Genomic DNA, 23080 nt, shown 5'->3' with positions numbered 1-23080 from the left:
ATAGTATATTGTATGTAGTATATGGGAAAACCAAGCCCCGTGACATTCATATACTATATACCAAATACAATATACAAATCTGTTTCTAGACGAACTACTTTTTTACTTACTAACATTAAGTACCTTGCGAATTTCCTCTTCGAAGATTTGTCTCTCGTTCCAAGGAATATTTTTGTCGCCCAAGTGCATCACTTCTTCCGAACCCTTCCCTGTTGCCACAATGCAGTCACCCACTTGCGCGGCTTTCACCGCCGTCGCAATCGCTTCACGACGATCGACAATTTTTACATACACATGTTGCCCTGGGGCAATATTATTTAATTTGTTAACATCAACGCGCACGGCGCCACCTTCCAACAAACCTTTTTCCAATTCATAAAAAATTTGTTCCGGATCTTCCGAGAATGGATCTTCATTGGTTAAAAAAGTAACATCCGCGTGCTTTGCAACAATCTTTGCCATCCCCGCGCGTTTTCCGCGATCCCTATTTCCACAAGCGCCAAAAATCGCAAAAACCCGACGGGCGCGGATTGTTGTAATGGCACTGTAAAGTGCTTGCAAGGCCGATTCCGTCACGGCGTAATCAATGATCACCTGAAACGACTGCCCTAGCGCCACTTTTTCAAAACGTCCGGGAATTGATTCCACACTATATAATTCTCGTGAAATTCTTTCAACGGGAATATTTTGCGAAACACCGACAGCAACCGCCAACAATGCGTTGCGCACATTAAACGCGCCGGCAAGTTTGAGATACAAAAGACAATTATGCCCACGCGCCAAAACCATCGCCGTGGTGCGATCCGGTAAAACTCGTATCGCGTAAAGTAAAACCGGCTCGGTTCGTGGTGGAGTTGGAATTCTAGAATCCAAAAGCGACATCCCGTAACGAAAATCCGCGTCTTCGTTCAAAAAACCAACGGTTTTAGGGTCATCGAGCGAAGCAATCAAAACGCGTGGCACATATTCCCCATTCTTTAGACGTTTTTCCCGCCGATTAGCCACCGCCTGAAACAGACGGCGTTTGGCCATAGCGTAATCTTCCACCGTGTGATGATAGTCCAGATGGTCACGCGACAAATTAGTAATGGCCGCGACGTCAAAATCGACACCCCAAAAACGGAATTGGTCCAAGGCATGCGAAGAGACTTCGATTACGGCATAGTGACAACCGGCCGAGACCATGCGGGACAAAAGTTTTTGCAATTGCCACGGACCAAGCGAGGTTAAACCACTTTCATTCTTTTCAATCTTTGTGCCTATTTGCACCTTAATAGAAGATATTAAACCAACCGTATAACCCGCCGATTCCAATGCCTTACCTGTTAAATGAATAGAAGTTGTTTTACCGGTGGTTCCCGTAATCCCCACAATTAACAATTTTCTGGAAGGAAAACCAAAAGCCACATTCGCAATCATCGCCTGAAACACTTTCCAAGGCCGACGCAAGGTGCGGACGAAATTCGAGGTGGTGAGTTTATAGGGAAGCATGATGAATCTTTATATTATTATTGGTGTTTATCGTCAACAACTTGTTGTTGTATTGACTGCATCGTACCCAGTGGTTGATAAATTTTCAATTTTCAATTCCCAATTTTCAATTAATGATCAATGTTCAATGATTAAATTATCAAAACGTTGGCGTGATTTGAAAATTTAAAATTTGATAATTAATTGATAATTGATCATTGAAAATTGATAATTCAATATCCTATTTCTTCACCATAAAGATATTCTTAAGCGCCCTTGCACTGTTAAGCACTCTATATCCTATTACATCAAACACCGCGTCCCACGCACCCAAGTAGTGTTGCTCCGCCCCGCCAAATCCGCGCTTGAACCTGCTAATCCCCGCCCATGAATGTTTTGGATTTTCATTTGGCGCGATGCCGAAAAAATCATAACTTTGAAAACCCTGCTTCTTTGCCTGCACAATCGCTTCCCAGTGTAAAAGATGCGGCGCCATCACATGCGCCTTCTTTTTATAGGACGCACCGTGCGCATAGGTAAAAGTTTTTCCGGACTTAATAAAAATTCCGGCCGCCAAAGGTTCACCATCGTGTCGCGCTACGATTATAGATACTCCCCGTTCTTTTCCTAAAACTTCCAACATTTTCATGTAATATTTTTCTTTGTGATAATGAAACTCACCCTTACTTTCAATCTCGCGCGCCATTGCATAAAAAACCTTTAATCCCTCGACGCTGGTTTCTTCTGCAACCGTCACACCGTGCCGGATCGCAATCCGAATGTTGTAGCGCGTCTTGGAGTGCATCTGCCGAAGCAAGTCATCCTCGCTTTGTGTGAGATCTAAGAGCAACGTGTCTTTCGGTTGGACACTTTTTTCCAACGGATTAAATTTCGTCTCACTCAACAAAATTTTTCCAACTTCGCTTGTGTGCAGATGCGGTTCGATACGCAAAAACATTTCACTACCATTTCGGTTTGTTGTGAAATGCGCGCGCAACGCCTGCAAAACTAGTTTATACTGACTATCATTAAGACCGTCTTTGGTAACCGGCCCCCATGGCGCATACCAATAACTTCTTCCAAAAGACAACCGCCGTTCAACCAACAAACAGACCGCGAGCCAGTTATTACGCTCGTCATGTAGGGGCAATTCATGAATTGCCCCAATTGCGTCCACCGAAACAATAATTAAGCGTTTTATTCGAAAATCCGCCGCGTTTTGAAAATCTCCCCAAAGCCAGGACTGGAGGAAGGAACCACTTTGTTGACCTGAAACAAACGTGTCCCAATTTACTCTGTCTGTAATTGTAGCTTCAATAATCTTCATTATTTCATCAATTTTTAATTTGAAATTTGAAATTTTTAATCAATTTGAAATAACTAAATGTTTTAATTTGAAAACGCTGTTTTAGATATTTCAAATTTAATCCTTTCAAATTGATTTCAAATTAAAAATTTCAAATTTCAAATTCATTTCTTATTGCTTCCCAAAATCTTCAACGCCGCTCTAATGCCCGCTTCCGCATCCTTCAATTCTTCCGGCAACTGCCGCACCACTTCCCGCGCCTGAATTGGGCTGTAGCCCAAACTTGAAAGCGCCGATATAACATCCGAGTGAACACTCGGCCCCTTCCCTGAAAGTTCCGGATGTTCTTTTTCCAGTTTTGTTTTTAATTCAACCACAATTCTTTCCGCCGTTTTTTTGCCGATTCCGGAAACTTTTGTCAGAAGCGTCACATCACCGGAAGCGACAGCGCGAATCAAAGTATCGACCGTTGCAATTGCCATCACGTTCAAGGCGGTCTTGGGCCCAATCCCCGGCGCCTGCAAAAGCAATTTAAAGAAAGCCAGCTCACGCGGATTCTGAAACCCATAAAGCGATAAATCATTTTCCCGTACACTTAAATATGTTTTCATCGTAATTTTCTCGCCAACCTTCAGCACACTCAAAACCGAAGCCAGAGTATAAACACGATAACCAATCCCATTCACCTGCATAACAACAGAGTCCATTGATACGTGTTCAATTGTGCCAGTGAGAGAGGCGATCATAAGGTGATTATGAATGATGATTGATGAAATAGGAATACGCGAACAAATCAGGGACCGTCCCCGCACGCCGGGGTCGGTCACTGATTTAAAAAAATAAATCATCCCCCTTCACCAAGACTATGGGGGATTGTTTTCGCGAGCGCGCGAAAACAAAAAAACTCCACGGGATTCCGTGGAGCAGAAAAACTGCGTACGCTATTTACCAGACACCGGTGTCAATCATTGGAGCGTTGACATAAAGCGCAACATATTCGCGCTGTGGCACAGTACTCCGCAAGCTGTCGATGGGGAAATCTCGCAGATAAATGTCCGCTCGCTTTCGAGACAACCCTTTTACTGTTGGAATCCCATTTACATCGCGAAAGATCGTACCCCAGAATAAGATGCTACCTTGATCGGGAATGAGCCCGTAGAAAATCCCGTGCTGCCAAAGAAGATCGTGATCGAGAACGCTCAACGGAAGTACCGCTGATTCATTTTGTTGAAGCTCCTCAAGCAATGCGGCTCTGCTGTATATTCCCGGCATCCTGGCTTCCGGAATCCAAAGCTCCATAAAACGAACACTCAGGATCATCTCGTCTTTCTTTCTTCCCGGTAACTGATCTTCTTCAAGAATCAAACATCCATCAGGGATAGACGCCCCCTTAGAACAATCCACCAAGCGGTGTTTTTTCAACGCCTTAATACGGTAATGCAACACTTCGAAAGCATCTTGAACCTCTTTTCGAGCACCGCGAAATCCTTGTCGCGCTAACTTTCTCTCCATCTCCCGAATAGCCATGACTTGATCAATCGTAAAATCTGTTCCCGCGTTCGCATGTCCCATCACACACCTCCCGTTCGCGGTCTGGTCAGAGAAAAACCCTCGCTTGCAGGGCCCGGCTCGACGTACGACCGACGAAAAAGACGTTAATGTTGTTCAAAGTCCAGCCAAACGCTTGGCAAAAATGACAAAGAACAACGGTTCATTTAAGCATTATTATAATATTGTGTCAACAAGTTTTAGTTTAAAAAAATTCACTCAACCGCATCACGCAATGATGTATCGATATGTCGATACATAAAAATATCAACCAACACGGTGACTTGTATCGATATGTCGATACAAATTAGCTTTGCCAAATAAAATACGGATTGGGACCAGTTGAATAAGAAAGAAAAAGCTGGATACCGCTACGTCTTGAATAGCCACGTGTTTTCTTCTGCTTCTTGTCGCGTTTTCCAGGTGGCGCGTATTTGTAATCTTCAACTGTCACCCTCAACCACTTATCAACCAGCTGAACTGTACTCATTCCAATCCCGTATTTTTCGTGCAATTCGCGGTACCCTTTTCCTTTTATAAGGCCATCGGCAATTTGGATTCTTCTTGCCAACATAATAATTTCACTTGGCGTAAGAAAATCACGCAAAAACTTTTCCATTTTATCTGGTTTATCATATTTCAGAATTGTCGCACCAAGATTTTTCACAAACTTTTCTTTTTCTTCCGCTGTAAATTTTTGCGTTTTTACTTTTGCCATGCCTCAATTGTATCGACATATCGATACAAGAGCAACTCGTTTACAACAATACAAACATCTGTGTATCGATATATCGATACAGGCGCAACATGATTTAATTAACGCAAAAAAATATATCGCCTTTGCCTGTTTGTGTATCGATATATCGATACAAGAGCAAGGTTGGATTTTTAAAAATCAGTAAAAACAAACAATCAGTGTTCTTTTGTATCGACATATCGATACAAATTGCGCGTACAAATTTCTCGAATAAAAAAATCCCGGGCAGAAAACCGCACGGGAAACTAATACGCCACTATCAAATCGCTGGCTCGAGCAGGCACCAAGACCGCACCTTGCGCGTCCACAATCTTTTGGAAGCACAACTTCCCTTGTTGCAAACCGGGTACATACAGTTCCCCTTCCAGCAGACTTCGCAACGGCGTCCAGAAAAACAAATCAGAGAATGCATACTCCTCCGGCATCTGGTCGGGATTATCAACTAGAAATCGCAACACATGCGCCGGTACCAGATCCTGAATTTCGGCCACCTTGTCGCAAAGCTTCACGCTGGAAAAAACGTAACGGCTAAACGCGAACGGGTCCCAAAAAATCTTGTGGCGAATTCTGTTCAAGGGCTGATCATCCTTACGATATTCGTAACCCTCAAATTCCAACATCGCGTCACAGTCAATTACTGGACGAAACCCCAGCACCGTCCTTAACTCATGCTGAACGAGTGGTAAAGACAACCGTCCTGGACTCCTTTTGGCTGCTAATAAAAGTTGATCGAGCATACCCGATTCACGCAAAGCCACGATCGCCTCGTGTGACAAGGTCGGAGAAGCAATCGAACGGACAAGATCAACGAGTTCATTATTTTCGTCACACATCTGTGAACCTCTCTTCGAATGAGAAAAAAAGATCAATAACAATATTGTTTTATGCCACTTTTATATTTTAAGCAAATAAATTTTTCGTCACCCACGTGGGAACGATTCGTGTTTATTGGGTGTTTCCTTTTATGGAGACTCCTAATAAACACCCGCGCGCGCTGATGAGCTATGGGGGATTATTTTTCTCTGATGAGAAAAATAAAAAAACCGCGTCTCGATGACGCGGATGACTTCTACTTGCGAAGAATATTGTGACTACGAAAAATACTCAAGTGGTAACCGGTGTGCATTGCTTCCTGCGCAGTTACCTCTAATTCCCTTAGACCATCTTGAAAAACTTTTGTGTAACGTTTCCAACCAAAGCCCAAGTGAAATCTATCTTTCTCCACCTTTATTCGAACTTGTTTTGCCTCTAAAAAATCTGCGCCACCCCGCACGATTTTAAACTCAAGCCTTTCAGCGAGACTGGTTACTACTCGTCTCAAGTAATGCATTGACGGGATGAGAACAAAACTTTCAGGTACGATTCCATAATAGACATTTTTGGCCGTCTTTTCCCCAGTCCAAAAACACGCTAAACGGAAATTACCCCAGGTTTTCCAAGCACGCTCGACAAAACACGCTTGGCCACAATAATACCCGTGTGGCAAATACTTTGACGTACCCACGGCCAGCGTGTGGGTCCAACAAAATGCTTTGTGGCGCCCGCCACGATCGAAAGTCTTTCGGAAGACTGCCTCATGCCCCTTCAACGCCTGGGAGAAATCGAAATCAGCCATGCCACACCACCATTTGGCGGGCGGAGGAAATACTAGATCGACCACAATGTTCCCCTTTACTCTTGTGAATGTTCAGACAAAGAACAACGCCTCAGCCTTGCACTATTTAAATATGTTGTCAAAAACTAATAAAATCCGCCCCGCCCTCGCCCAATCAGTCTTCGATGATATATTATTTCAGTATGCCCCTTCTTAATAAATTCGATGTTTATGTGGACGAATCTGGACAAGATACGCTTGGCAACATATTTTTCGTTGCCATCGTCGTAGTTTCTGAAAAAAGAGAGGAATTGCGCGAATTACTTCGCGATATCGAAAAAAGTTCAAGAAAAACAAAAAAGTGGACAAAAACCACCAGTGACCGACGCGTTCAATACATCAACCGAATTCTTAAGGAAAAGAAGTTTTTGGGAAAAATATATTTCTCATATTATTTCAATTCGCGTGAATACGTAGATTTAACAATTCTCTCTACTGCAAAAGCAATTCTGGATTTTGGCGATGAAGAGTATCTTGCCACAGTTTATGTCGATGGTTTGAGCAAAAATGAAAGACAGCGGTTTGCAGCAGGTCTTCGAAAACTTCGAGTCAAAACAAAATTGACACGCGGCGCAAGAGACGAATCAGAGGAATTTATCCGTTTAGCGGACGCAATAGCGGGTTTTGTACGAGACGGAACAGAAAAAGACAAAACAATGAAACCGCTTTTTGACAAAGCGTGTGGCAAGGGAATTATTAAGGAAATTTAAAAAGCAACCTAGACCTTTCGGCCACAACCCTTTCAGGAAGTTTTCGGTTGCTTCTTACGTCCAACCTACCCCCAAAACAGACAAAAGTCAATGGTGCATCCGACAAATCAGGGACCGTCCCCGCACGCCGGGGTCGGTCACTGATTTCGCTAACTTTATTTTCAGAACGACCAGTTCCACTCCAGGAGCGGAGCAACCTTGCTCCGCTCCTGGAGTGGATGCAGGTTTGCGTTTCGATTGATCGAAACAAGAAGCTCTAAACCCTTCGACAGGCTCAGGGTTGTTTTTGCACCCGCGCAAAAAAACCCGGGCGGAAAACCGCACGGGGGGGTCTCAATCTAATTTCTACTTTTTCCAAACAAGAACTGCTTCCTTTTCGGGCTCCCAAACCCCATCCTCAACAGAAAACAACTCTGGATCCGCAATGAGGACAGCGCCTTTGGGGTTTGGTTATTCGACGCCTGATGCCTCATAAGCCTGCATGACTTTGAGCCATTTTTGCCTTTCTGCTTTTGGTAATTCAACCCAGCAGATAAATATTTTGGCGCCCAATGACATCCTTTCTGAACCCGCGACTTTTGGATGGCTTTTAGAAAGGAGTTTGTTTGTTGGGTTTCGTAAGAACTGAGAGATTATGCCTTTTTCAGTGGCGTCTAGGACGTAAGCTTGGGAAACTGCTTCGAATTTCTCTACGGGGAATATGCACTTATTCGTTTCCCAACGCGAGACCGTCGAAGCCTTCACACCTAGTTCATCAGCCATCTGTGCAGCGTTTTTGCTCAATCTCTTTCTCGCGATTCTTAAGATTTCGCCGAAATCAACAGGTTCTTGTTCGCTGATCATTAGCGTACTCCATGAGGGGTTGAAAACAATTTCTGAAACTCTTAGGCCCGAAGCGTTATGGATTTTACAGAACAATGCATCATATAACCACCGTTTTTATTCCTTGTCAATGATAATTTTGGCGAGTAAGCTTTGTTGGATGAAGAAGAAGACTACTAACGAAACCCACCCTCACCCTCTCCCCGATCAGGTCGGGGACAAGCTCTTGTCAGGGAGAGAAACATCGCTATTCAAACTCCATTCCCCGTTTCCTCCGGCTGGGGATCAACCGCGCGCTATTGAACAACTAACCAAAGGACTGCAAGACGGTTTGAAATACCAAACACTTTTGGGTGTAACCGGCAGTGGAAAAACTTATGTGATGGCCAATGTGATTAATAAATTGCAGCGCCCGGCCCTGGTTTTGTCGCACAACAAAACTTTGGCCGCGCAGTTGGCCAGCGAGTTCCAAGAATTCTTTCCGGAAAATGCGGTACATTATTTTGTTTCGTACTACGACTACTACCAACCGGAGGCCTACGTTGCCCGCACCGACACCTACATTCAAAAAGACGCGGACATTAACGATGAAATTGATCGTCTCCGCCACGCCGCCACCCAAGCCCTCCTCACCCGTCGCGATGTGATTATTGTCGCGTCCGTTTCTTGTATCTACGGTCTCGGCAGTCCGGAAGAATACATCAAGGAAGCGGCGAATTTTAAAGTGGGACAAGAAATTCGGCGTAACGATCTATTGTTAAAACTCACGCACACCCTTTACGAACGAAACGATATTGATTTCAAACGGGGAACTTTCCGGGTACAAGGCGACACGGTTGATATTCACCCCGTCAGTGATGACATGGTTTTGCGCGTAAGTTTCAACGGCGACAAAATTGAAAAAATAAAACGCATGGATCCCTTGACCGGTGAAATTTTGCAAATTATGGATGAAGCCACTGTTTATCCGGCGAAACTTTATTTGGCCGAACGCGAGAGACAAAAAACAGCCCTGGTAGAAATTAGGAAAGAACTGGAAGAACGTTTAACCGAACTGCGCGAACGCGGAAAAATTGTGGAAGCGCAACGTTTGGAACAACGTGTGAACTACGACTTGGAAATGATTGAAACAATCGGTTATGTTTCCGGCATCGAAAATTATTCCCGCCATATCGATCAACGTAAACCGGGCACCCCGCCGGGTGTGTTGTTGGATTTTTTCCCAAAAGATTTCTTAGGTTTTGTTGATGAATCGCACATTACTTTGTCGCAAGTACGGGGAATGAGTTCCGGTGACCAAGCCCGCAAAGAAACTTTGGTCGCCCACGGTTTTCGCCTCCCTTCCGCTTTGGATAATCGCCCACTGCGTTACGACGAATTTGAAAAACGTCTCGGCCAAACGGTTTATGTTTCCGCCACGCCCGGGCCGGAAGAAAGAAACAAAAGTGACAAAATAATTGAACTCATTGTCCGCCCCACCGGTCTCATCGACCCGCAAATTGAAATTCATCCCACAGAAAATCAGATCGACCACTTAATGGAACAAATTCAGGAGCGCATTAAAAAACACGAACGTGTTTTGGTGACCACACTAACGAAACGAATGGCGGAGGATTTAACGACTTACCTCCAAGATCTCAATATCAAAGTGCAATATCTACATTCCGACGTGGATACTTTGGAACGCGTGGATATTCTGCGTGATTTACGCTTAGGTGTTTACGACGTGTTGGTTGGCATCAATCTTTTGCGTGAAGGCTTGGATTTGCCGGAAGTTTCGTTGGTCGCTATTTTAGATGCCGATAAAGAAGGATTTTTACGCAGTGATCACGCGCTTATTCAAGTGATGGGACGCGCTGCCCGCCATGCTAACGGAAAAGTGGTGATGTATGCCGATAAAATTACCGGCTCGATGCAACGCGCCATTGACGAAACGGATCGTCGTCGCACCATTCAAGTGGCTTACAACAAAAAACACGGCATTACGCCAACAACAATTATTAAATCCGTACGTGACGACCGATTAGCTGGCAAAAAAGAAGACCAAGCGAATGTGGTCGCGCGCGAGTTACATGTTGCGCCGGAAGAAGTGCCACACATATTAAAGGAATTGACTTCCAAAATGCATTTAGCCGCCGCCAATTTGGATTTCGAAGAAGCAGCAAAACTCCGCGACACAATCAAAAAACTAAAGGGCGAAAAACCGCGTTCCAAACGCTGGCGGAAAAAGTGACCGCAGTCATTGCGCCTGCCGGCCATAACCTTGGTGACGGCTGGAGCCATCGCGCATTTTTTAAAATGCGCGAGGCGCGGCAATCCCCAAAAATTACAACGTGAGATTGCTTCGGCCGCCTCATAGGTGGCCTCGCAAGGACGCGCTTTTTTATTCTACGAGCGTAAATCTCTGCACTTCTTTTCCATCGACAACCACCATCTCCAAAAACATCCTTTTGGGACGCACCCAGATGGAATTTTTACCAAATTCTTCTGAATCATACAATGCTCGATAAACAACTAACTCTTCAAGAGTTTCACTGTGACGCGCGAGCCCAATTACTTCATAGAAATTTCCTTAGGGCTTGGTAATAAATAAACGCTCCATATTCTGTTCAATACGCCTCAAATATGGCCGCTTTGATTGAACAAAATCTTGAGACGTACTAAACGTACGTTGAAAGATTTTTGATTGAGAAGTGGTTGTAGTTGAGGATGGAGTGAACATAAGATGGAGTGTTTATTTATTACCAAGCCCTTATAGTGCTGATATTTTCCCGGCCGTACTTCTTCGCCCATAAATCTATGTGCCCCGACTGCGAAAATACTCAATAATATCTTTTAGAGTTTTGTCGAGTGGAATTTCCGGCACCCAGCCGGTCACTTCTTTTAACTTAGAACCATCACCTTTCAAAACAGGGATATCAATTGGTCTTTCTTTTTCCGGATCATGTTCAAACTTCACCGGAAATTTCGACAAGGCAATCATTTTGCGCAATAACTCTTCAATTGACATCGCTGTACCGGAACAAACATTATAAACTTCACCTACAACACCTTTTTCCAACAAAAGATAATAGGCGCGCACCACATCGCGAACATCTGTAAAATCACGCACCGCGGAAAGATTACCGATCCCAATCACCGGACGTTGTTGTCCGCGTTCAATGCGCACGATTTGTGTTGCCACCTCCGGAACAAAAAATTGCCCTTGCTGGCCGGGACCGATGTGCGGAAACGAACGCGTGCGAATAGAGTGTTTCAAATAGGTCGCGTTATTCTCTACCATCACTTCCACCGCTTTTTTGCTTTGCGCATAAGGAGAAAGTGGATTCAAAGCGCCCAAAAGACCCTCGCGAATCGGATTGCCGTCATTCATACCGTATTCATCACTGGAGCCGATCAGCAAAGTCAGAGGCGGATTTTTTAACATCGCGCCGGACGCCAAAATATTTTCCGTGCCTTTCACGTTCACATCATCCGCCTGATTGGGATCGAAAAAAGATTGCATTACCGAGCTAACCCCTGCCAAATGAATAATGTGCGTCGGCTCAATATGTTTAATGAGACTGGCCACCTCTTCCGTTTTTGTAATGTTCAAGGGCCGAACAGGTACAACCAAGTCGCTCGCCGCTTTTGCGTCTAATGCCGTACCGATAGTTTCGATTCCTTTTTGCTTAAGTAGTGTCACCATGTGGTGACCAACAAAACCATCTGCGCCTGTAACCAAGACTCTCATCATACCATTGTTTATACCATGTATTTACTAAAAACTCATATACAACATACTTATGCTATGGACGACAAACTAAACTCAATGAACGGTTTCCTCTTGGTTGATAAACCCGGCGGATTTACTTCCCACGACGTGGTGGCGGTTGCGCGTCGAATGTTAAAGATCAAAAAAATAGGCCACGCCGGAACACTGGACCCAATGGCGACAGGCCTGCTTATTTTGGGTGTTGGTAGTGCAACAAAGAAATTAGGAAACATTATTGGCCTGCCGAAAACATACACCGCGGAAATCACCTTAAGCGCAACAAGCACGACGGATGATAGGGAGGGCGTGATTAACGAATTACAAATGATGAATGATGAATTACGAATACCGACGAACGAGGAAATCACAATGACTATCAAAAAATTTATAGGTGAACAACAACAAGTTCCGCCGCAATTTTCGGCAATCAAAATCAATGGCCAATGTGCTTATAAAAAAGCACGTCAAGGCGAAACGGTAGAATTAAAACCGCGAACAATTACGATTTACGATATCAAACTTATTTCGTATGAATATCCGTTAATCAACATCGAAACCGGTGTCAGCTCGGGAACATATATCCGCTCTCTCGCCCGTGATATTGGACAGACATTGAAAACCGGTGCATATCTTTCAAAACTTGAACGTACGAGTATCGGTGAGTTTAAATTAAATGACGCGGTGATACTGGAGGAAATAAATGAGTCACGATTATTTCAAATAAAATAGTCAAGGCAATCACTTCCGAAGGGATCGAACCCAGACTTGGACGTAGGGGCGGACTCCTCAAGGGGTCCGCCCCTCATTGGCCGACGACGTGATGCGACCAATCAAGGTCGGACCGCTCGGCAGTCCGACCTTAACCCATCACCAAGCCTTGACCGAAATATAAAGTGTCTGTAGTATGCCCTCATGCCAAATGTTGAATCAGCGAAAAAATATATGCGCGTAAGCGCGAAGAAAAAAGCACAAAATGACGTGTGGCGTTCTCTCCTTGCCAATCTGGAACGAAAATTCCACAAGGCTTTAAAAGACAAGAACAAAACCGACGCCGAAAAGCTAGTTAAAGAATTACAAAAGACGCTCGATAAATCTGCGAAGTTAAACGTTGTTCACAAAAACAACGCCTCTCGTAGCAAGTCACGGTTTGTGAAAGCGCTGAATAAGATTAAGTAGTAACTACTTCATAGAACAGACAACACCTACGCGAGTGGGTGTTTTGATGATCAGCTCTCTTAAACCCCAATGACCAAATCCCAAACCCCAACAAAATCCTAATTATTAAAATCCCAAAATCGCCGTTTGGTCATTTTTATTTTTTTCGGTTTTGTTGGTCATTGGGATTTGGGTTTTGGGATTTAAAAGGTCAACAAAACCACAATGCCAAAGTTTTATCGTGAAGCAAATTATTTACTGCTGACTAATCGACTGCAGTGCAATACTATCCAGCACGTCATCTGCTTCCGCCCGCCCACTGTTGAGGGCGTAGAGCGAAACCACTAACTGATCGAAAAGCCGACGCAACTTTACCGTTGTTGTTTTTTGAGCGGGACCAACCAAACCCTCAACCACAAAATCTCGCACACCAACTTGCACCGCCAATTGGGTGGAGTTTACTCTTTGGTGTCGGTCCAGCAGATCACGAATTGCCAATAGCGCTCGCACCTCACGAACTGCCTGTGACAAAATAAAACGCGGGTCTTCCCCTTGATTACGACTCTGCACCAAATTTTTTATCGCGTTGCGTCCGTCACCAATACTCAATGCGCGCACCACACTAAAAACATTAATTTCCGTTTCCACCGGTGTGATTGCCAAAACATCAGCGCGAGTAATTTCGCGATTTGACGCATAAAGCAAAAGCTTGTCGATTTCGTTTTGCAACTGCCACAAGTTTGTTCCGCAGGCTTGTACTAATAATTGCAACCCCGCATCGACAATTTTACCGCCCCTTTCCTGAATTTTATCAATAGCAATTTTCCGTATTTCCTGCGGCATCAGTGGCGCGAATAAATTAAATGCCGTGGCGTGTTTCCTTAAGTAGCCCCAGATTTTTAAACGCACATCGGGTTTCGCCCCCTCCCAAATATACATTTCTATCGAGATAGGCGCGGTTTCTAAAATACCTAAAATATTATCGGCACGATCACCCGTAAAACGCGCCAATCCTTCAACTGCCAGTGAAGGCGATGTTCCAAAAAGCGTTTGACCGGCCAACGCATTACTCAACGTTTCTTCCGTTAATTGTTCATCACGTAAAATAACCAGCCCACTCTTTATCCTTGCTTCCTCACGTGCCTTTAAATAAGCCTCGCGGGAGCGGAAGGTGTCCTCACCGGCGAAAACATACAAATTCATAGTGGAATCATCATAACGTAAATGGCATACAGAGCAATAAAGCTGGTGAATTATCAATTTTCAATGACCAATTATCAATTAATGATCAATTTTTAAATTATCAAAAGACGACGTAATTGATAATTGAGTCATTGATAATTAATTGAAAATTGGGAATTGATAATTGAAAATTCGATTGCAAAATAACAAGATCCCCGCTTGCGCGGGGATGCTTTGTTTTATTTATTCTTTAATGCTATGAATTTATCCTCCCAAATTTGCCGGCGTGGTACCTGTGCTCAACTCCGCCGGTGCCGCCACTCCCGGTGTCCAGCGCACTTGCGTGTCTTGATCCACAACACTAATCCAAAGTTGTCCTCTTACAAATGGAATTTCATTTCCCGAAGCGTCTTTGAAATGTAAAGGATCTTGTTTATCAATGATGCTCTTTGACCATGTCGCCGGAATAACTTGGCCATTCTGATATATTTCTGCCTTTTGCTGACTTTGATCAAGCCCCGGCCGATTTTCAATATCCACATCATTATAACCGCCGGGACCATTCGCCAAACGCTGTTGTGTGTAGACAACGGCCAAAACCTTCGGTTCAACTTGTTGATTATTAATGCCGTCAACATGTTTCACGCCACCCCAGAAACGTTCGTAGGTGTTATTGGTCGGATTATAAACATAGCGCGTACGCATACTGCCCGGCCAACCAATATCCAGTGTTCCTCCCGTGCCACGTTGCGCCACTGCCGTATCATCCGTGTGCGGGTAGGCCGGCGCACGATCGGTCGTGTGATAACCCGCTTTAATCAAAGCATCCCAAACATTGGCATATGACGTGTAACCGTTGTAAGGCGGCTGATAACGCGAAACACGGAAAAACGCGCCATTACCCGTACCCAAAGCACTAATTGAATCGTAAACATGGCTCTCGTTTTTTATCATATTCAACGCCCAGTAAGAACCACCCCAGTGTGTAATCACCGCGTCCATTCCTTTGGCAAGAAATAAAAAGTCGTGACGCGCACTTCTCACCGAACCGATCTCTTTTGGTTCGTTACATTGAAACACCGCCATTAAACGCGTGACATTACTGGTAAGCGCCGGCATTTCCACCACCGCGTCCGCCAGAGAAAAACCGGAATCCGGACGATTGATTGGATCAGAACCAATCATAACGGCGATTGGACGACGATTGGCATTCGGGCAAATTAGACCGGAAAGCGGGCTTTGATTGCTAGCAGGAACCGGTGTTTGCGATTGAAACGACAAACCATTACCTTGTTGCGTTTGACGCATATTCCTGTTTCCCGCTGTGGGCAATTTCCCGATTGAGCGCTTCACACCTTCCGACGCGCCCGGCGCGCCAAGAACATACCAAGCTCCGCCAATGATAATGATAAAAACAATGACAACCGCGAAAATTATCAACCGTATTTTATTTTCATTTGGCCCCGCCGGCGAAGAATCATTTTTTGAAAAACTATCTCTAAGCGGATTCGGCCGTATGTCCATCGCCATAATCTTTTATTGAAGAGTGAGTGTTTTTTGTTTCTGGCAGACCGGGCAAAAACATGTACCCCGTCCGTTAACCTTTATTCTAACGATTTTTTCGCCACAACGGAAGCACGGCAAATTTTTGCGCTGGTAAACCCTGTGAAATTTGCTGTAATCTCCCGCTTTTCCGGAAACGTCGCGATAATCGTCTACTGAACTACCACGGTGTTTTACCGCTGATTTAAGCACTTTTTTCATTGCCAGAATAATCTTTTCACTTTCTTCGACCGAAACAGTGTTTGTTTTTCGAAGCGGATGCAGTTTTGCCGTCCACAAAATCTCATCGGCATAAATGTTGCCGATGCCGGCGATGACCGTTTGATCGAGTAAAACTTGTTTAAGAGCGACATTTTTCCTTTTCAACAATTCTTGCAACTCAACTGGCTTCCATGGATGTTCCAACGCATCAGGTCCCAAAGTAGCTATTCCTTTACATTTACCGATTTCGTCACCCTCAAAAAGGTGTAATGTTCCGAATTTTCGCAGATCGGAAAAATCAAGATGCGTCTTGTCGGAAAAGATAATACTAAAACGGATGTATTGGTTGCGTCGGTCAGAGAAATATTCTTTTGCAATTTTACCCTCTTTCTTTTCATTTCTAAACAAAAGATGCCCCGTCATGCGCATATGCAACACGAGAATTTGAAATTTGAAATTTGAAATTTTTAATACCTCGTCAATCGAATCTTCAAGATCCATTTTCTTAATCTTTTTTTCGGAAAGATATCCTAATACATATTTTCCCCGTCGCTTAAAACCAACAAAAGACCGCCCCCCAACCTTCTTCTTGAATTCGGCGAAAGAATAGGGTTGAATCAATTTTGACGTATCGCCTTTTATTGCAATAATTTTCTTACCGCGTGCGAATTTATTAAGGTCACTAACAATGGTGGTGACTTCGGGGAGTTCGGGCATTGGCTGATAATATCAAACTGGGTTAAAAAATAAAGCATCAAAAATCCCAATGACCAAATTCCAAATCCCAACAAAACCCCAAATCAAAATGACCAAAACGTCGACATTTTAGGATTTAGAACTTTAGGGTTTTGTTGGTCATTGGGTTTTGGGATTTGGGGTTTTAAAAAAATCCCCGCCGTGGAAGTAGCGGGGGTTTCCGAATGGAAAAAAAATGTGCAAAACGGGCGGAGGACTGGCGAGAATCAGTTTTCGACGGCCGGCGTGGGCGTTTCGACCGGATTTTCCTGTTCAGACCGCTTGATGGCCAGATGAACCTCCATGCGGTGTACCGGCACTTCCTTCGGCGCTTCCACGCCGAGGCGCACCTTATCACCGCGGATTTCAACAACGACAATTGTGATGTCGTTGTTGATAACGATACTTTCGTTCTTTTTTCGGGAAAGAACCAGCATTTGGACCTCCTTGTGCACCATGGGGGATGCAGAAAAACGGGGGCGGGAGAACAGCGGAACTGATAACGCCCCCTATGTTAAACAAAAAGATTATCCTGTCAAGCCACCGGGGGGGGGTATTTTTCTACAACTAATACCTGTATGACTATAATTAATCGGTATTTAGATTTGTATATGGTATTTAGTATATAGTATATGGATTTATTTACTTCGTTCTAAATTTGTTTTCCATCGCAATTATATTTTGTTTCGGTAAACCGTAGGGGCAATTCATGTTTGCCCACCATAGCCTTGGCGACGGAGGGAATTGCCCCTACGGTGAACGAATATACTACGTATTTCACTCTAGTTTCGGGTGAAATATATGGTTCTTAAGTCCATATACTATATACCAAATACAATATACAAATCTTGGTACGACAAAAGATAGGAATAAAGAGGATGTTTATAGGAACCTACACACTACCCGCTGTCCCCTCACGCCATCTCTCCCCAGTTTTTGCCGATTTTTAGATCAACCGTTAGTGGCACTGCAAGTTTTTCCAAATTCTCAAGTAACGGCTTTATTTCCTTGGCAAATTTCTCAGCGTTTTCTTTTGGCACTTCAAAAATTAATTCATCGTGGACTTGCAAAAGCATTTTTGATCCGTTAAACACACCCTGGCCTTCATCAATCTTTTCCTGAACAGCCACCATCGCCCTTTTAATAATATCCCCTTCTGAACCTTGGATCGGGTGATTAATTGATGCACGTTCCGCCGCACTACGAATCATGGAATTACCGGAATTAATATCGGGAAGATAACTGCGTCTGCCATAAATAGTTTCTACGAAACCTTGCGAAGAGGCCAACGCTTTCGCTTCCTGCATATATTCCGCGATCCCACGATAAGTGCGCATGTACTCTGCAATAAATGCTTGCGCCTCACCAAGAGACACACCCGACGCCCGCGCAAAAGAAGAAGCGCCCATGCCATATAAAACACCGAAATTTAACTCTTTTGCCTGACTTCTTTGTTTTCTTGTGATTTGTTCTTTCGGAATTCTTAACGCAAATGATGCCGTTTCGGTGTGAATATCTTTGCCGTCTTTAAACACCTGTTGCATTACCTTGTCGCGCGCCACGTGCGCCGCGATGCGTAATTCCACTTGCGAATAATCCGCCGCTACCAATAATTTTCCCCGCTCCGCCACAAATGCTTTGCGAATCTCCGCGCCAATTTCCGTGCGAATGGGAATATTTTGCAGATTGGGATCAGAACTGCTCAACCGTCCCGTAGTTGTACCAATTTGGTTATAACTGGTGTGTAGGCGTCCCGTTTCTTTATCGAGCAGTTTCGGCAACGTGTCCAAATAGGTATTTTTAAGTTTGGCGAGTTCACGGTATTCCTGAATCTTGGCAATAATCGGATGCTTATCAACCAGTTTTTCTAGTTCATCGGCGGCAGTAGAAAGACCACTTTGAATGCGACCAATACCCACCGTCGGTAACTGCAGTTTTTTAAACAAAATATCTTGCAATTGAGCGGGAGAGTTGACATTAAAATCCTCGCCAGCCAGTTCGCAAATTTGTTTTTCCAAAATTTTAACGCGTCGTCCCAGCTTGGTCGACAATTCTTTCAATATTTTTACATCTATCTTTATTCCGGCCGTTTCCATTTCCACCAAGACCGGCACAAGTGGCATTTCAATTTCTTCAAACACGCGCTTTGGTCCTTCAACCTCTTTCAGTCTTGATCGCAACAGATTAATTAAACGCAAAGTATAATCCGCGTCCTCGCAAGAATATTCCGCCACATCCGCCAAATCAATTTCTGACATCACTTTTTGGTTTGGGCCCGCCCATCTGGGCGAGGCTCGCCTTGCGGGGCGGCCATTTCGACCGATCAATGCCTCAATGGGTATCATCTCGTGACCAAGTAAAGTGAAAGCCAAATTATCCAAGCCGTGATTGCGTGTGTTGGCAGATAAACAATATGACGCCAACATACTATCAAAAGCTATCGGCGAAACCTTAATTCCCGCAAACAACAAAACCTCAACATCATATTTAAGATTGTGGCCCATTTTGCCGATTTTTTCGTCTTCCAAAACGTCTTTAAAAAATGGAACCAACTCTTTCGTTACATACCAAGCCTTCCCCTCTTCAATTGCCAAAGAAATTCCGCAAAGTGGCGCCGTGCGTGCCTCCAAACTATCCGTTTCGGTATCCACGACGAATTCTTTGCTTTTTTTAAGCAATACCACCACTTCGCGAGCGCGTTTTTCCGTGGTTACCAATTCGTACCCTGACGTTCGCCTGCTTGCCCGTGGATCTTTTACCGTACCCAAAAGAGACCCTTGGCTCTTTTTCGTTTCTTTAATTGTTTCCGTATCCGCTTCCGGAATTTTCGTGAGAAGCGATGAAAAACCCAAATTGCGCAATAATTCCACCGCTTGCTCGCGCGAATAATTCTGCCAAAGCAAATCCACAATGTTTTCTTTGAGTGGAACAGAAAGATGAATTTGCGCCAACCTCTTGCTCATCTGCCCTTTTTCTTTACCTTCATTCAGTTTTGCCCGCAGTTTTTCCGGCAATTCTTCGAGGTGTGAATAAACACCTTCAAGTGTTTCATATTTTTGCAATAGTTGGGTGGCGGTTTTTTCCCCAATGCCGGGCACACCGGGAATATTATCCGATGGATCGCCACGCAAAGCCTTGTAGTCCACAATTTGTTCCGGCGTCAGACCGTATTTCTCAATTACATCCGAAACTCCCATCGTCACTGTATCTTTGATCCCCCGCTTCAGCATGAACACCTTTACATTCTCATCGACCAACTGCATCGAATCTTGATCGCCGGTAACAATAATCGCTTCTATTTTTTCTTTCGTCGCTTTTACGGAAAGTGTGCCAATAATGTCATCCGCTTCGTAGCCGGCAAGTTCAATCACCGGTACACCAAAAGCCATAAATACTTCGCGGGCTCTGATAATTTGTTCAATCAATTCCGGTTCCGCCTTTTTTCTAGTACCTTTATATTCCTTAAATTCCTCGTGCCGAAAAGTCTTTTCCGGTCGATCAAAAGCCGCCACGATGTGCGTTGGTTTGAATGTTTTGAGGACATTCATCAGTGTTAAGCAAAGACCATACAAAGCCCCAACCGGTGCCCCGTCAGATGAAGTCAAGGGCGGTAAAGCATGATAAGCACGATGAATAAGCGCGTTGGCATCGAGGAGTAAGATCCGTTCCTTTTTCATATTCAAAGCTTACAACGACACGAGATACACGGGTAGCCACATTCAAGCCAACAACTATCCCGACCTTTTTTCAACCTCCTCGAATCGTCGCGTCCACATCCGATGTGGTGCTTAAGGCACTTCATCGGAAGTGGTGTTGGTTAGCGTTAATGACGAACCGAGGTACCACATCGGAAGAGATGCTGAAGCACCACTTCCGATGTGACGACTACGCCAAATATCTTAACCTGTGAGTTCTTACCCCCCCCCCGCAACACCTTTTAGCAATAACAAAATTTGGCAAAAGTGGGAGTAGCTTTTTTATAATTTTTTGTTCTTTAGATTTATCGCAAATAGCCAAAACGGCATAAATTCGACAGCTGTTTTGTTGATGTTAATATTATAACTAAAATCTTTGGTTATAATTAAAGCCCTATCAGGATTATATTTTTCAATAAAACTCCTCAAAGACCGCGCAATAACAGGAGTTGAAAATTCTTTATATTTTACCTCAATTGGCACAATTCTTTCTGTATAATTAATTACAAAATCAACTTCAGTTTTATCGGTTGTGCGCCAAAAGTTTATTCTTGGATTTAAAAATTTAAAATGACTAAATAATGTGTTAAAAGTAAGATTTTGAAACAAAAATCCAAAATCATCCGGGCGCGTTAAGTTTCCCAACGCCCCTAAAGCATAATTTCTAAGGCCTAAATCAAGAAAGTATACAATGGGTGATTTTGATATTTCTTTTCTTGTGTTCCTGAAAAAAGGTGATATTCTTCTGACAATATAAGTTTTTTCCAAATAATCAATATAATTTTTAACAGTAGGCAAAGAAATCCCAAGCGTGTTGGCGATCTCTGTGTAATTAAGGATTCCGCCAATTTGAGATGCCAATATTTTAATAAGCGAAGAAAATGCATCTGTTTTTTCAACCTTAAGAAGCATGGCGATGTCTTTTTCAATATAGCTTCTAAATATTTCGTCCAATTCTCGTTTTTTTTCTTCAAGAGTTTCTGCAAGTATGACTCTCGGATACCCACCAAAATTCAAATATTCATTCAAAAAACTAAACGACTTATCTTTTTCAACTAAAAAATATTTTTCTAAATTGTTTTCGTACTTATAATCGGTTTTATAATTGAAAAATTCAAAAAAAGAAACTGGTTCCACTTCAAATGTCATTTTTCTGCCAGCCAAAGATTCATGCACCTTTTCTTTTAATTCAACCGACCCGGAACCCGAAACAATAAACTTATAAGGCAAATCCATATCATAAATTCCCTTTAAGAAAATCCCCGCGTTTTCTTTTCTTTGGATTTCATCTATAAATACAAAACCTTTTTTATCCCCCAGATCCAATCTAATTTTTTCTATCAAACTTATTTGCGAATCAAAATATTTACGATCTGTCTCAAAATCTAAACTTAGATATAGAGATTTTTCGTTCTTGCCGGTTAAATAGTCACGCAAAAAAGTCATTAGCGTTGTTTTACCAACTTGTCTGGGCCCAATTATTAGAGAAATTTGCTTTTTGTCAAGATGTTTAATTAGATCTTCGAGTATATCTCTTTTTATAAATTTTGATGTATTTGTTTCCATATATCCATTATACTCCGATAAATTACTAAGTCAAGTTATAGTATTACCGGGTTAATTTAACGGCTATCTGTCCTACTCCTTTATAATACTCTCCCCCGACACACGGCTGGCCTGTTCTACCTCGTTTCTCGTCTTTGCGAGCCATCGCTCGAGGCGAGGCAGACCCTGCGAGGGTTGTCAATAAAGCAATCTCCCGCATATTTCAATCTTGCGGATAGTTAAGATTGCCACGCCTTGTCCATTCTCACGAATGGCCAATGGCTCGCAAAGACGTTCTTTAAAATCGCCCTAATACTTGGCTAGAACCATAATTTGTATGATCCGATTCCTTCTTCTTGCATCGTCCATCATTACAATTACACGATACAGCACCCCTACCTCCCCGATTGCATCTTTGCCTGCAATTTTTCTTTAGTAATACCAACTAGTACTTCTTTCGCCCATTTGAGCCATTCCGTGAAGGTGGGTGTTCTTTTGTAGACTGCTCGGAAGTTTTGGTTGACGTCTTGCAACTGAACAAAGTTATTTGGGGCGGTGATACTGATGACTCCTTTCTCTTTGACTTGGGTGGAACCGTAGTCGGCGAAGAGCGTATAAGGATATTTGCCTATTTTGTGTCTGAAATCAGTGAGAATGACATAGAAGATTACTTTGCCGTTTCTTGTTTCTCTTTTTAATGTGTATGTTTTTTTGTTGATCAAAATAGTTGCTTTCCTTAGTTGATCCGGATCGGGAAGGATAACATTAAGACGCAAGGTGCCGTCTTGAGAGATATTAATGGTACGGATCTTTGTTTTGGGGTCATATGTGCCACCTTCCAGTTTTATTGAAGTGACGGGAGAGGTGGAAGTGGAGGAAGCAGTAGAAGAGGGTTCTGTTATTGTATAAACTGATTCTGCCACAGCCGATGAAGCGCTTTCGCCGTAGGCGTTGTAGGCTTTTACGTATCTACCTGAATATTG

General features: G+C 43.5%; 20 protein-coding genes and 1 pseudogene. 4 read left to right on the top strand and 17 right to left on the bottom strand.

Annotated features, from left to right (window positions below; genetic code table 11):
• Positions 1-102: 102 nt before the first annotated feature.
• The 7 genes from murE to Q7S57_03590 all read right to left on the bottom strand — a co-directional run bounded on the left by murE (position 103) and on the right by Q7S57_03590 (position 6696).
• Positions 103-1491: a UDP-N-acetylmuramyl-tripeptide synthetase gene (gene murE, locus Q7S57_03620; protein MDO8512336.1), complete on the bottom strand. Its 1389-nt coding sequence runs from the start codon at positions 1489-1491 to the stop codon at positions 103-105.
• Between the two features lie 220 nt (positions 1492-1711).
• Positions 1712-2797: a peptidoglycan bridge formation glycyltransferase FemA/FemB family protein gene (locus tag Q7S57_03615; GenBank protein ID MDO8512335.1), complete on the bottom strand. Its 1086-nt coding sequence runs from the start codon at positions 2795-2797 to the stop codon at positions 1712-1714.
• Positions 2798-2940: 143 nt separating this feature from the next.
• Positions 2941-3624 (bottom strand): Holliday junction branch migration protein RuvA, encoded by a 684-nt coding sequence (gene ruvA, locus Q7S57_03610; protein ID MDO8512334.1) that lies wholly within the window; start codon positions 3622-3624, stop codon positions 2941-2943.
• A 97-nt stretch (positions 3625-3721) separates the two neighbouring features.
• Positions 3722-4348, bottom strand: a complete 627-nt coding sequence (locus Q7S57_03605) for a hypothetical protein (protein MDO8512333.1) — start codon at positions 4346-4348, stop codon at positions 3722-3724.
• A gap of 283 nt (positions 4349-4631) precedes the next feature.
• Positions 4632-5042, bottom strand: coding sequence for a Trp family transcriptional regulator (locus tag Q7S57_03600; protein MDO8512332.1), 411 nt, complete (start codon positions 5040-5042; stop codon positions 4632-4634).
• A 284-nt stretch (positions 5043-5326) separates the two neighbouring features.
• Complete coding sequence (locus Q7S57_03595) at positions 5327-5914, bottom strand: hypothetical protein (protein MDO8512331.1); 588 nt, start codon at positions 5912-5914, stop codon at positions 5327-5329.
• A gap of 236 nt (positions 5915-6150) precedes the next feature.
• Positions 6151-6696: a hypothetical protein gene (locus Q7S57_03590; GenBank protein MDO8512330.1), complete on the bottom strand. Its 546-nt coding sequence runs from the start codon at positions 6694-6696 to the stop codon at positions 6151-6153.
• Between the two features lie 182 nt (positions 6697-6878).
• Here Q7S57_03590 and Q7S57_03585 point away from each other — a divergent pair, with 182 nt between their 5' ends.
• Positions 6879-7445 (top strand): DUF3800 domain-containing protein, encoded by a 567-nt coding sequence (locus Q7S57_03585; protein ID MDO8512329.1) that lies wholly within the window; start codon positions 6879-6881, stop codon positions 7443-7445.
• Positions 7446-7895: 450 nt separating this feature from the next.
• On the opposite strand, the gene Q7S57_03580 is transcribed toward Q7S57_03585, so the two are convergent.
• On the bottom strand, positions 7896-8288 hold the full coding sequence (locus tag Q7S57_03580) for a helix-turn-helix transcriptional regulator (protein MDO8512328.1): 393 nt from the start codon (positions 8286-8288) through the stop codon (positions 7896-7898).
• A 109-nt stretch (positions 8289-8397) separates the two neighbouring features.
• Between Q7S57_03580 and uvrB the strand changes: the two genes are divergently transcribed.
• On the top strand, positions 8398-10500 hold the full coding sequence (gene uvrB / locus Q7S57_03575) for an excinuclease ABC subunit UvrB (GenBank protein MDO8512327.1): 2103 nt from the start codon (positions 8398-8400) through the stop codon (positions 10498-10500).
• A 150-nt stretch (positions 10501-10650) separates the two neighbouring features.
• Here uvrB and Q7S57_03570 read toward each other — a convergent pair.
• Together Q7S57_03570 and Q7S57_03565 are read right to left on the bottom strand one after the other, a co-directional pair.
• Positions 10651-10830, bottom strand: a pseudogene (locus tag Q7S57_03570) (DUF1653 domain-containing protein).
• Between the two features lie 234 nt (positions 10831-11064).
• The gene (locus Q7S57_03565; protein ID MDO8512326.1) at positions 11065-12003 is read right to left on the bottom strand and encodes a GDP-mannose 4,6-dehydratase; all 939 of its coding nucleotides are present in this window, start codon (positions 12001-12003) and stop codon (positions 11065-11067) included.
• 54 nt (positions 12004-12057) lie between these two features.
• Here Q7S57_03565 and truB point away from each other — a divergent pair, with 54 nt between their 5' ends.
• Together truB and rpsT are read left to right on the top strand one after the other, a co-directional pair.
• Entirely contained in the window at positions 12058-12750 is a 693-nt protein-coding gene (gene truB / locus Q7S57_03560) for a tRNA pseudouridine(55) synthase TruB (protein MDO8512325.1), read from the top strand.
• Between the two features lie 183 nt (positions 12751-12933).
• A complete protein-coding gene (rpsT, locus tag Q7S57_03555) occupies positions 12934-13197 on the top strand; it encodes a 30S ribosomal protein S20 (GenBank protein MDO8512324.1) in 264 nt (87 codons plus the stop codon).
• A 234-nt stretch (positions 13198-13431) separates the two neighbouring features.
• On the opposite strand, the gene Q7S57_03550 is transcribed toward rpsT, so the two are convergent.
• From Q7S57_03550 to Q7S57_03520, 7 genes are all read right to left on the bottom strand, one after another.
• On the bottom strand, positions 13432-14379 hold the full coding sequence (locus Q7S57_03550) for a hypothetical protein (protein MDO8512323.1): 948 nt from the start codon (positions 14377-14379) through the stop codon (positions 13432-13434).
• A gap of 243 nt (positions 14380-14622) precedes the next feature.
• Positions 14623-15888, bottom strand: coding sequence for a DUF3048 domain-containing protein (locus Q7S57_03545; protein MDO8512322.1), 1266 nt, complete (start codon positions 15886-15888; stop codon positions 14623-14625).
• A gap of 6 nt (positions 15889-15894) precedes the next feature.
• Entirely contained in the window at positions 15895-16839 is a 945-nt protein-coding gene (gene mutM / locus Q7S57_03540) for a bifunctional DNA-formamidopyrimidine glycosylase/DNA-(apurinic or apyrimidinic site) lyase (GenBank protein ID MDO8512321.1), read from the bottom strand.
• Between the two features lie 245 nt (positions 16840-17084).
• Positions 17085-17294, bottom strand: a complete 210-nt coding sequence (gene csrA / locus Q7S57_03535; protein ID MDO8512320.1) for a carbon storage regulator CsrA — start codon at positions 17292-17294, stop codon at positions 17085-17087.
• A 477-nt stretch (positions 17295-17771) separates the two neighbouring features.
• The gene (gene polA, locus Q7S57_03530) at positions 17772-20534 is read right to left on the bottom strand and encodes a DNA polymerase I (protein ID MDO8512319.1); all 2763 of its coding nucleotides are present in this window, start codon (positions 20532-20534) and stop codon (positions 17772-17774) included.
• A 300-nt stretch (positions 20535-20834) separates the two neighbouring features.
• Positions 20835-22118 (bottom strand): ATP-binding protein, encoded by a 1284-nt coding sequence (locus Q7S57_03525; protein MDO8512318.1) that lies wholly within the window; start codon positions 22116-22118, stop codon positions 20835-20837.
• 374 nt (positions 22119-22492) lie between these two features.
• Positions 22493-23080: hypothetical protein (locus Q7S57_03520; protein ID MDO8512317.1), on the bottom strand; the 588-nt coding region annotated here is incomplete at its 5' end.

The organism is bacterium (assembly GCA_030647555.1).
Lineage (GTDB): Bacteria > Patescibacteriota > Andersenbacteria > UBA10190 > CAIZMI01 > CAIZMI01.
The sequence above is the reverse complement of the archived record's forward strand: the minus strand, read 5'-3'. Positions and strand labels throughout refer to the sequence as shown.

What these genes read in the sequence shown, in the direction of transcription:
- polA (MDO8512319.1), bottom strand. Translation starts at nt 20,534, where the DNA reads ATGAAAAAGGAACGGATCTTACTCCTCGATGCCAACGCGCTTATTCAT.
- csrA (MDO8512320.1), bottom strand. Translation starts at nt 17,294, where the DNA reads ATGCTGGTTCTTTCCCGAAAAAAGAACGAAAGTATCGTTATCAACAAC.
- murE (MDO8512336.1), bottom strand. Translation starts at nt 1,491, where the DNA reads ATGCTTCCCTATAAACTCACCACCTCGAATTTCGTCCGCACCTTGCGT.
- Q7S57_03550 (MDO8512323.1), bottom strand. Translation starts at nt 14,379, where the DNA reads ATGAATTTGTATGTTTTCGCCGGTGAGGACACCTTCCGCTCCCGCGAG.
- Q7S57_03615 (MDO8512335.1), bottom strand. Translation starts at nt 2,797, where the DNA reads ATGAAGATTATTGAAGCTACAATTACAGACAGAGTAAATTGGGACACG.
- mutM (MDO8512321.1), bottom strand. Translation starts at nt 16,839, where the DNA reads ATGCCCGAACTCCCCGAAGTCACCACCATTGTTAGTGACCTTAATAAA.
- truB (MDO8512325.1), top strand. Translation starts at nt 12,058, where the DNA reads ATGGACGACAAACTAAACTCAATGAACGGTTTCCTCTTGGTTGATAAA.
- Q7S57_03525 (MDO8512318.1), bottom strand. Translation starts at nt 22,118, where the DNA reads ATGGAAACAAATACATCAAAATTTATAAAAAGAGATATACTCGAAGAT.
- Q7S57_03545 (MDO8512322.1), bottom strand. Translation starts at nt 15,888, where the DNA reads ATGGCGATGGACATACGGCCGAATCCGCTTAGAGATAGTTTTTCAAAA.
- uvrB (MDO8512327.1), top strand. Translation starts at nt 8,398, where the DNA reads ATGATAATTTTGGCGAGTAAGCTTTGTTGGATGAAGAAGAAGACTACT.
- Q7S57_03595 (MDO8512331.1), bottom strand. Translation starts at nt 5,914, where the DNA reads ATGTGTGACGAAAATAATGAACTCGTTGATCTTGTCCGTTCGATTGCT.
- Q7S57_03590 (MDO8512330.1), bottom strand. Translation starts at nt 6,696, where the DNA reads ATGGCTGATTTCGATTTCTCCCAGGCGTTGAAGGGGCATGAGGCAGTC.
- rpsT (MDO8512324.1), top strand. Translation starts at nt 12,934, where the DNA reads ATGCCAAATGTTGAATCAGCGAAAAAATATATGCGCGTAAGCGCGAAG.
- Q7S57_03605 (MDO8512333.1), bottom strand. Translation starts at nt 4,348, where the DNA reads ATGGGACATGCGAACGCGGGAACAGATTTTACGATTGATCAAGTCATG.
- Q7S57_03580 (MDO8512328.1), bottom strand. Translation starts at nt 8,288, where the DNA reads ATGATCAGCGAACAAGAACCTGTTGATTTCGGCGAAATCTTAAGAATC.
- Q7S57_03585 (MDO8512329.1), top strand. Translation starts at nt 6,879, where the DNA reads ATGCCCCTTCTTAATAAATTCGATGTTTATGTGGACGAATCTGGACAA.
- Q7S57_03565 (MDO8512326.1), bottom strand. Translation starts at nt 12,003, where the DNA reads ATGATGAGAGTCTTGGTTACAGGCGCAGATGGTTTTGTTGGTCACCAC.
- ruvA (MDO8512334.1), bottom strand. Translation starts at nt 3,624, where the DNA reads ATGATTTATTTTTTTAAATCAGTGACCGACCCCGGCGTGCGGGGACGG.
- Q7S57_03600 (MDO8512332.1), bottom strand. Translation starts at nt 5,042, where the DNA reads ATGGCAAAAGTAAAAACGCAAAAATTTACAGCGGAAGAAAAAGAAAAG.